2 protein-coding genes are annotated in these 9186 nt (G+C 32.0%); both read left to right on the forward strand.

The annotated features are described in order from the left end of the window. Positions 1-10: 10 nt before the first annotated feature. A complete protein-coding gene (locus WAZ07_RS18795) occupies positions 11-7744 on the forward strand; it encodes an amino acid adenylation domain-containing protein (RefSeq protein WP_336473657.1) in 7734 nt (2577 codons plus the stop codon). A gap of 18 nt (positions 7745-7762) precedes the next feature. After that, a partial coding sequence (locus tag WAZ07_RS18800) for a condensation domain-containing protein (RefSeq protein WP_336473658.1) occupies positions 7763-9186 on the forward strand: 1424 nt, incomplete at its 3' end.

A 9186-nucleotide genomic window follows, 5' to 3' on the forward strand; every position in this document is an offset into this window, starting at 1 on the left:
GGTTAGCGCATTGAACGAGGTAGCTATAAAGAATATCTATCCATTAACTCCTATGCAGGAAGGGCTACTATTTCATGACATGTTGAATAATGAATCTGAAGCCTATTTTGATCAGACTGTTATTACAATCAAAGAAAAGCTAGATTTAGATTTATTTAGAAAAAGTTTTCAATTGCTAGTTAATCGACATGATGCTTTACGAACTTTATTTGTATATAAAGAAACAAAACAACCCCTCCAAATTATCTTGGAGGGGCGGGATGTAGACGTTAAATATGAGGATATTTCATATTTATCGCAGATAGATCAAGATAAATATATAACGGATTTTACTTCTCAAGATCGACAAGATCGTTTCGATCTTGAGAAGGACACTCTAATTAGAATGACAGTATTAGATTTAAATAAAAGCAGTTGCAAGCTAATCCTTAGCTTTCACCATATTATAATGGATGGTTGGTGTATTGGAACAATTATCAAAGATTTATTTCAAATATATAGAGCGATGAAACAGAATACGGAATTAAATTTGGATCCTGTTTATCCATATAGCGAGTATATCCATTGGCTTGAAAAGCAAAATAAAATGGAGGCTAAAGCATACTGGGAACAGAATCTTGAGGGGATAACAGGTAAGAGTACAATTTCAGGTGATAATCAACTAAATAAAATTACCGAATATAAATTAGAAAATAATATTTTTACATTTGATAAGGAATTAAGTTCCAAATTAACTCAAATTGCTCAATATAATGAAGTTACTATGAGTACTGTTTTTCATGCCTTATGGGCCATATTACTTCAAAAATATAATTATACAGACGATGTTGTTTTTGGATCAGTAGTTTCTGGACGACCACCTGAGGTTGAAGGTATTGAAAATATGATAGGGCTATTTATCAATACAGTACCTATACGTGTACAAGCTAGAAATCTTAATACTTTCTCTGAACTAGTACTTCATGTTCAAGAAACAATGATGAATGCAAATAAGAATCATTATATTTCTCTTGCAGATATTCAAGCGCTTAGTCCTATAAAAAGCGATCTAATCCATCACATTATTGCATTTGAGAATTATCCAGTATCTGAAGAGATATCAGGTGAAGGTACAGAGACAATTGTTCAAGTTGGTGAAGTGGATGGTTTTGAACAAACTAATTATGATTTTAATATAGGGGTTATACCTGGAGAGGAATATAAGATTAAGTTTGCATACAATGCTTATATTTATAGTCAAGATCATATTGAAACATTGAAATCTCATCTTAAAGAAATTGCACTTCAAGTTGCAGAGCATCCAATGATAAAGCTAGAAGATATTCATATGATAAACCTTGAAGAGAGACAGCTTATTGTATGCGATTTTAATAACACTAGTACAAGTTTTCCTGAAGACAAAATGATTCATCAGCTCTTTGAAGAACAAGTAAAGAAAATGCCTGATCGACTTGCTATAGTATCAGGAGAAGAGAAGCTTAGTTATAAGGAATTAAATGAAAAATCAAATGATCTTGCTCATATTCTAAGACAAAAAGGAGTAGAGGCGGATCAAGTTATTGGAATAGCAACAACACGCTCATGTGAAATGATGATTGGGTTAATGGCTATTTTAAAGGCCGGAGCTGCCTATTTACCAATTAATCCAAATGATCCAGTAGATAGGATTCGATATATTTTACAAGATAGTGGTGCGAAAGTGGTATTAGCTCAACAGCAGTTTGTAAGCCAAGTAAGAGGTTATGATAATCAATTAGATATTATTAATATCAATAAGGATAAGAGTTATAATACTCTTGATTTAGAGCCAGTAGCTTCTCCAAATCATTTGGCGTATATTATATACACTTCGGGTTCAACCGGTAGGCCTAAAGGGGTAATGATTGAACATAAATCGTTAATCAATCGTCTAAATTGGATGCAAAAAAAATATCCACTTAATGAAACAGATGTGATTTTACAGAAGACTTCTTATACGTTTGATGTTTCAGTTTGGGAGCTTTTTTTATGGGCATTAAGTGGTTCAACTTTATGTATGTTAGCACCAGAAGAAGAGAAGGATCCAGAAAGTATTGTACAAGCAATAAATAAGTATTCAGTAACTAACTTACATTTTATTCCGTCCATGCTATCTGTATTTTTAGATTATGTTCAGGCTAAGCGAGTATTTAAAGAACTTCGCAGTATTAGGAGAGTTTTTACAAGCGGTGAGGCGTTACTACCAGTTCATGTTGAACAATTTAACAAATTATTATATGAAGAAAATGGGACAAGTTTGCATAATTTATATGGTCCTACAGAAGCGACAATTGATGTTACTTATTATGACTGTCCTATAACTGGTGATGTTAATATAGTACCGATTGGAAAACCAATTGATAATACTCGTTTATACATTGTAGACCAAGCTGGGAAATTATTGCCTATTGGTATCCCCGGGGAACTTTGTATTGCTGGAGTAGGTTTGGCAAGAGGATATATAAATAATCGGAAATTAACAGAAGAAAAGTTTTTATTAGGACCTGTCGAAAATGAACGAGTATATAGAACTGGGGATTTAGCTCGCTGGCTACCTGATGGAAATATTGAGTATTTAGGTAGAATGGATCACCAAGTTAAAATTAGAGGATTTAGAATTGAATTGGGAGAGATTGAAACTAAATTACTGAATAATCGGAATGTAAAAGAGGCTATTGTGGTTGCATATGATGATTACAAATTAGGAAAGTATTTATGTGCATACTTGGTAACTGAATTTGATTTAGAACCTGAAGCGGTTAAAGAGTACTTAAGGCTTTCTTTGCCAGAGTACATGGTGCCAACACATATGGTTATATTAAATGAATTACCGCGTTTATCAAATGGAAAATTAAATCGTAAGGCGTTACCAAAACCAGAGCAATTAGTAAGTAGTACTACTTATGTTCCGCCAAGTAATGAAATAGATCGTAGATTAGTAAAGATATGGGAAAATGTTTTAAACATGAATCATATTGGAATAAAAGATCATTTCTTTGAATTAGGTGGTCACTCTTTAAAGGCAACTTTATTGTTAGTAGCAATTAATAGCGAGTTTAATATCAACATTAAATTAAAAGATATATTTGACTATCCAACTCTTGAAGAGCTGAGTTCTTTAATAGCAAAACAAGATCAAAGTTTAGCATATAGTGAAATTAATCCAATTGATGATGGTAGAAGTTATTATCCAGTATCATTTTCACAAAAACGACAATTGGTATTAACGCAATTAGAAGATACTGAATTATCTTATAACATGCCTGCCGCTCTAATGATTCATGGTGAAATTAATAAAGACCGAGTTGAAGAAGTTTTGCAAAAAATTGTAGATAGACATGAAGCATTTCGAACTTCTTTTCATTGGAATGAAGGGCAACCAGTACAAAAAATTCATGAGAATATTGAATTTGAATTAGATTACAAAACGATATCTGAAAAAAATAAACTAGAAAAAGTAATGATAGAGGATGAGATAAGAAGCTGTATACATTCATTTGATTTAGAAGTTCCGCCCTTACTAAGAGCAACGTTAATAAAATTTGAAGAAACTAAGCATTTATTAGTAATTGATATGCATCATATTGTTTCTGATGGTGTATCTATATCAATTTTAGTTAGTGAATTCAACAAATTATACAGTGGTGATTCTCTCGAACCTTTATCAATTCAATACAAAGATTATGCAGTATGGCAAATAGAAGAGGTAGAGAAGGGGAAAATGAAAGAGCAAGAGAGTTATTGGATGAACATTTTTAAAGATGAAATTCCTATTCTAAATTTGCCGACGGATATGTCCAGACCGACACTACAGACATTTAAAGGATCAACAATTACTAGAATATTAGATAAAAAGATAACAGAAAAAATTAGTAAAGTAATGAAGGAACAAAATGTGACACTGTATATGGTCCTTTTAACAGCATATAACGTTTTGTTATCTAAATATTCAGGACAAGAAGATATTATTATAGGCTCACCTGTTTCAGGGAGAAGGCATCCAAAAGTTAATAATACGATAGGAGTATTTATTAATACAGTAGCTCTAAGAAATTTTCCTTCTGCACAAAAGACTTTTGCTGAGTTTTTATTAGAAGTAAAAGAAAATACTTTATCAGCATTTGAACATCAAGAGTATCCATTTGAAATGTTAGTAGAGAAATTAGATTTGCGAAGAGATATTAACAGAAATCCAATTTTTGATACGATGTTTGTTATGCAAGAAGGAAATCAGCAAATTAAAGTAGACGGCACACGAATTACGCCAGTTTCTTACAATCCTGAAGTATCTAAATTTGATTTAACATTAAGTGCAGCTGAGGATCATGAAACAATACAATTAAATTTTGAATATAGTTCCGCGTTATTTTATCCACAGAGTGTGGAAAGAATAGCTAATCATTTCATGCAGATTTTAGATAGGTTATTAGAGAACCAAAATGCTAAGATTAACCAAATTAATATGGTGTCATTATTAGAAGAAAATACTCTTATTAGGGAGTTTAACCGGACAAATAAATACTATCCAAAGAATGAAACGATTCATCAAATGTTTGAAAAGCAGGTAGAGAGAACACCGGATCGTATTGCGGTTCGATTTGAAGGAAGCACGTTGACTTATCGTCAATTAAATGAAAAGGCCAATCACCTTGCCCGAGTACTACGTGGAAAAGGTGTGGCTAAGGATCAGATTGTAGGAATTTCCGTACATCGTTCTCTTGAGATGATGATTGGTTTGCTTGCCATCTTAAAAGCGGGTGGGGCATATTTACCAATCCAGCCGGAAGATCCAACTGAACGTTTTAACTATTTAATAGAAGATAGCCAAACGAATCTTGTTTTAACACAAAGACATTTGAAAGATGAACTTGAATCTCGTCTAAGAGATGTTGAAATAGTTTCAATTGAAGATGAGTTGTTAGTTTCAACTGTTGAATCCAGCCAAAATTTAAACTTGGATTATCATGAAAATGATATGATGTATGTCATTTATACATCAGGATCTACCGGAAAGCCAAAAGGTGTTATGGTTGAACACGCTTCCCTTATTAATCGTTTGAATTGGATGATTGATGCGTATCAATTCGACCAAAATGATATTATTTTACAAAAAACACCGTATACCTTTGATGTTTCTCTTTGGGAACTATTTGCTTGGGCACTTCAAGGTGCATCAGTTAGCTTCTTACCTCCAGGTGGTGAGAAAGATCCGTCTATTATTACAAAAACTATTGAAGATAGTAAAGTAACCATTCTTCATTTTGTACCGTCTATGTTAAATGTATTTTTAGAGTACGTGAAAGAAAGCGGTACGGCAAAACGGTTACAAGGTGTACGATATGTTTTTGCCAGTGGAGAAGCATTGATGTCAGAACATGTAAAACGGTTCAATAATCTGTGGCATCATGAATGTGGAACAACATTGCATAACTTGTATGGACCAACTGAGGCGACAGTAGATGTATCGTATTATGACTGTCCTACTGAAAATGAGGCTGTACCAGATTTAATTCCAATTGGCCGACCAATTGACAATACTCGTTTATATATTCTTGATCAGCATAAACAAGTTGTACCAATTGGGGTTTCCGGTGAATTACACATTGCAGGCGATTGTCTCGCAAGAGGGTATTTGAACCGGGAAGAATTAACAGCGAAGACTTTTGTGAATGATCCATTTGTTGAAGGGGAAAAAATGTACAAAACAGGTGACCTTGTACGCTGGAAAGAAAATGGAGAAATTGAATATCTGGGGCGTATTGATCACCAAGTGAAAATTAGAGGCCATCGTATCGAGTTAGGAGAAATTGAACAAACGTTATTACAACATGAGGTGGTTCAAGAAACTGTAGTTTTAGCTAAACAAAATAAAAATGAAAGTCCAATATTATGTGCATATATTGTAAGTCATACACCAATTTCAGAAATAGCATTTAGGAACTATTTAAATAAGCGATTACCTGAGTATATGGTTCCAAAATTGTATATTCAATTAGAACAAATGCCACTTCTATCAAATGGTAAAGTAAACCGTAAAGCCTTACCAGATCCAGCAGGACAATTAAAGGTTACTGTCAATTATGTACCACCTGCAAATGAGATTGAGAAATTATTAGTGAACATTTGGAGTGAAGTACTAAATTATGATGGAGAAATTGGAACTCATCATAATTTCTTTGAACTAGGAGGAGACTCGATTAAGGCAATTCAAGTTGCAACGAGATTAAATAAATTTAATTTAAAAATGAATATTAAAGATCTTCTTCAACTTCAAACTATAGCAGCGCTTTCACCTTATATAAAAGAAGAGCGTCGTAAAATCGAACAAGGAATAGTTACAGGAAAGGTTAAACTATCACCAATTCAAAAATGGTTCTTTGAAGAGTCATGTGAAGATATGGAACATTGGAACCAATCTGTTATGCTCTACAGTGAAATGAATTTAGAAAAAGATGTTTTAAAAATAGTATTCGAAAAATTGGTAGAACATCATGATGCTCTTAGAACAACTTATAAGATAGAGGAAAAAGATTATATAGGTGTAATAAATGATGTTACACATACTGCGTATTCATATGAAGTAGTAGATTTAAGAAAAGATAGTAACTATTTAGAGGAAATTGAGCGTATAGCAAATCAAACTCAAAAACAAATAAATTTATATGAAGGGCCTTTGGTGCATACGAAGGTGTTCCAAACAGAAAAAGGGGACTATCTATTAATAGTTATTCATCATTTAGTTATAGATGGTATATCTTGGAGAGTTATTCTAGAAGATTTAGAGAGCGGTTATATGCAAGGGGTAAATGGAAAAGATATTGTTTTTCAAGATAAGACAAATTCTTGGAAAGACTGGATTAATGAAATTTATGAATATGTTCAAACAAACGAGTTTAAAAAACATAAAGGGTATTGGAGTAGTATTGAAAATAAGACATATCATAATCTATTTAAAACTGTATCAGATAAAGAACGAACTTTTGAAAATATGGACCAATTTACAGTGGCTTTATCCAAAAAAGAAACGGATCTTTTATTGAGTGAGGCACATTATGCATACGGGACAGAAATAAACGATTTATTATTAACTGCACTCGGTATGGCTCTTAAGAGTAGTTTTAATCGATCTGATTTTACCATTACTCTTGAGGGGCATGGTAGAGAAGAGTTATTTAAGGATATGAATGTCACAAGAACTGTTGGTTGGTTTACAACAATGTATCCTATTCATTTGGATATGCAGTTTAGCGAAAGTTTATCGTATCAAATTAAACATATAAAAGAAAGTTTACGTCGTATTCCTAATAAAGGAATTGACTATGGTATTTACAGATATATAAATCCAAGTACATTAAATCAAGCTATAGGACAAGAAATTAGATTTAATTACCATGGTCAGATAGAGCAAGAAACTAAATCGCATATATTTGCAAATTCAAATTTATCTACAGGGAAATCTGTAAGTCCAAATGCTATGGCACCGTTTGCTTTAGATATTAATGGAAGTGTTGAAGAAGATTCATTACTTATAAAAATTGAATTTAATAAGTATCAATTTTCAATAGAAGATATTATGAAACTGGCAAATGAATTTATTCACCGTTTGTTGGAAGTGATTAATCATTGTACGAATAAGACTGAAAAGGAACTAACACCTAATGATGTTGGCAATGCAGATCTATCAATAGAAGACCTAAATAGTATTTTAAATTTTTATAATGATTAAAAATGTGGGGTGGATTGTTTGATTCCTAAATTACAAGTACAAAGTGTATTTAATTTGACACCTATGCAAAACGGAATATTATTTCATGAGCTAATGGATAAAGAATCATTTGCTTATTTTGAACAAGTTAGTTGTACGATAGATAGAACACTAGATATGACAGTATTAAGAAAAAGCTTAAAAATCCTGTTTGATCGCCACGAAAATCTAAGGGGAAATATATTTTACAAGAATATTGAGGAGCCGAAGTTTGTTGTATTTAAAGAAAAAATTCCTCATATTCAATTTGAAGACTTTTCAAAACTGGATGACGTAGAATGTAAATTATCTGTTGAACAGTTCTTGAAAAAAGATAAAGAAAAAGGATTCAATTTACTTACAGATGATTTATTAAGAATTTCTGTTCTTATAATGAATGATAAAAGTTGTAAATTTGTTTTAAGCTTTCATCACATTATAATGGATGGTTGGTGCGTAGACATTGTTTTAAAAGATTTATTTGAAGTTTACGAATTACTTCTTAAGGAGAAACCGGTTCTTCTAGAACCTGTTTCTCCTTATAAAGGATATATAAATTGGTTAGAGCAACAGGATAAAGAAGAGGCATTGTTTTATTGGAGAAATCATCTTAGTGATATTGAGGAAAAAAGCTTACTTCCTTCAAGTTTACGTAATAGTAGTAATAATAGGTACATGTTAGAAAATTATACGATGTCTTTCAGTGAAGAAATGACAGAAGGATTAACAGAACTTGCTCGGAAATTTAGGGTAACTTTAAGTACAGTTGTACATACATTGTGGGGAGTCCTATTACAAAGATACAACAATACAGATTGTATAGCCTTTGGTTCAGTGATTTCTGGAAGACCTTCAGAAATTCAAGGAATTGAAAATATGGTCGGTTTATTTATTAATACGATTCCTTTAGTAGTACAAAGTGGAATTTCAGAAACTTTTTCAAGTTTATTAAATAAAGTACATCAAAATATGATAAATGCTAATGAGTATGGTTACATTTCTTTAGCGGATATACAAGATGTTAGCCCTCTAAAAAATAATTTAATTCATCATATTATGGCATTTGAAAACTTTCCAGGAAATGATGAATTAGATGGGAGTTATGAGGAAAATTTTGAAGTTTTAGATATGGATGGTTTCGAACAAACGAATTATGATTGTACTATTTCTGTTATTCCTCGTAAAGAGTTATGCGTTAAATTTAGTTACAATGCATTGGCTTACAAGGAAAGCAAAATTAAAATGATAGCAAAGCATTTTAGGAGAATTGCACAACAGATAATAGAAAATCCCGATATTGCTATTTCAGATATGAAAATTGTGTCTAAAGAAGAACAAGAGATTCTTCTGAAAGACTTTAATCATACAGTGTATGAGTATCCTAAGCATGGAACGGTTCATCAATTGTTTGAAAAACAAGTGGA

The sequence above is a fragment of the Bacillus bruguierae genome (assembly GCF_037104725.1).
Classification (GTDB): Bacteria; Bacillota; Bacilli; order Bacillales; family Bacillaceae_G; genus Bacillus_A; species Bacillus_A bruguierae.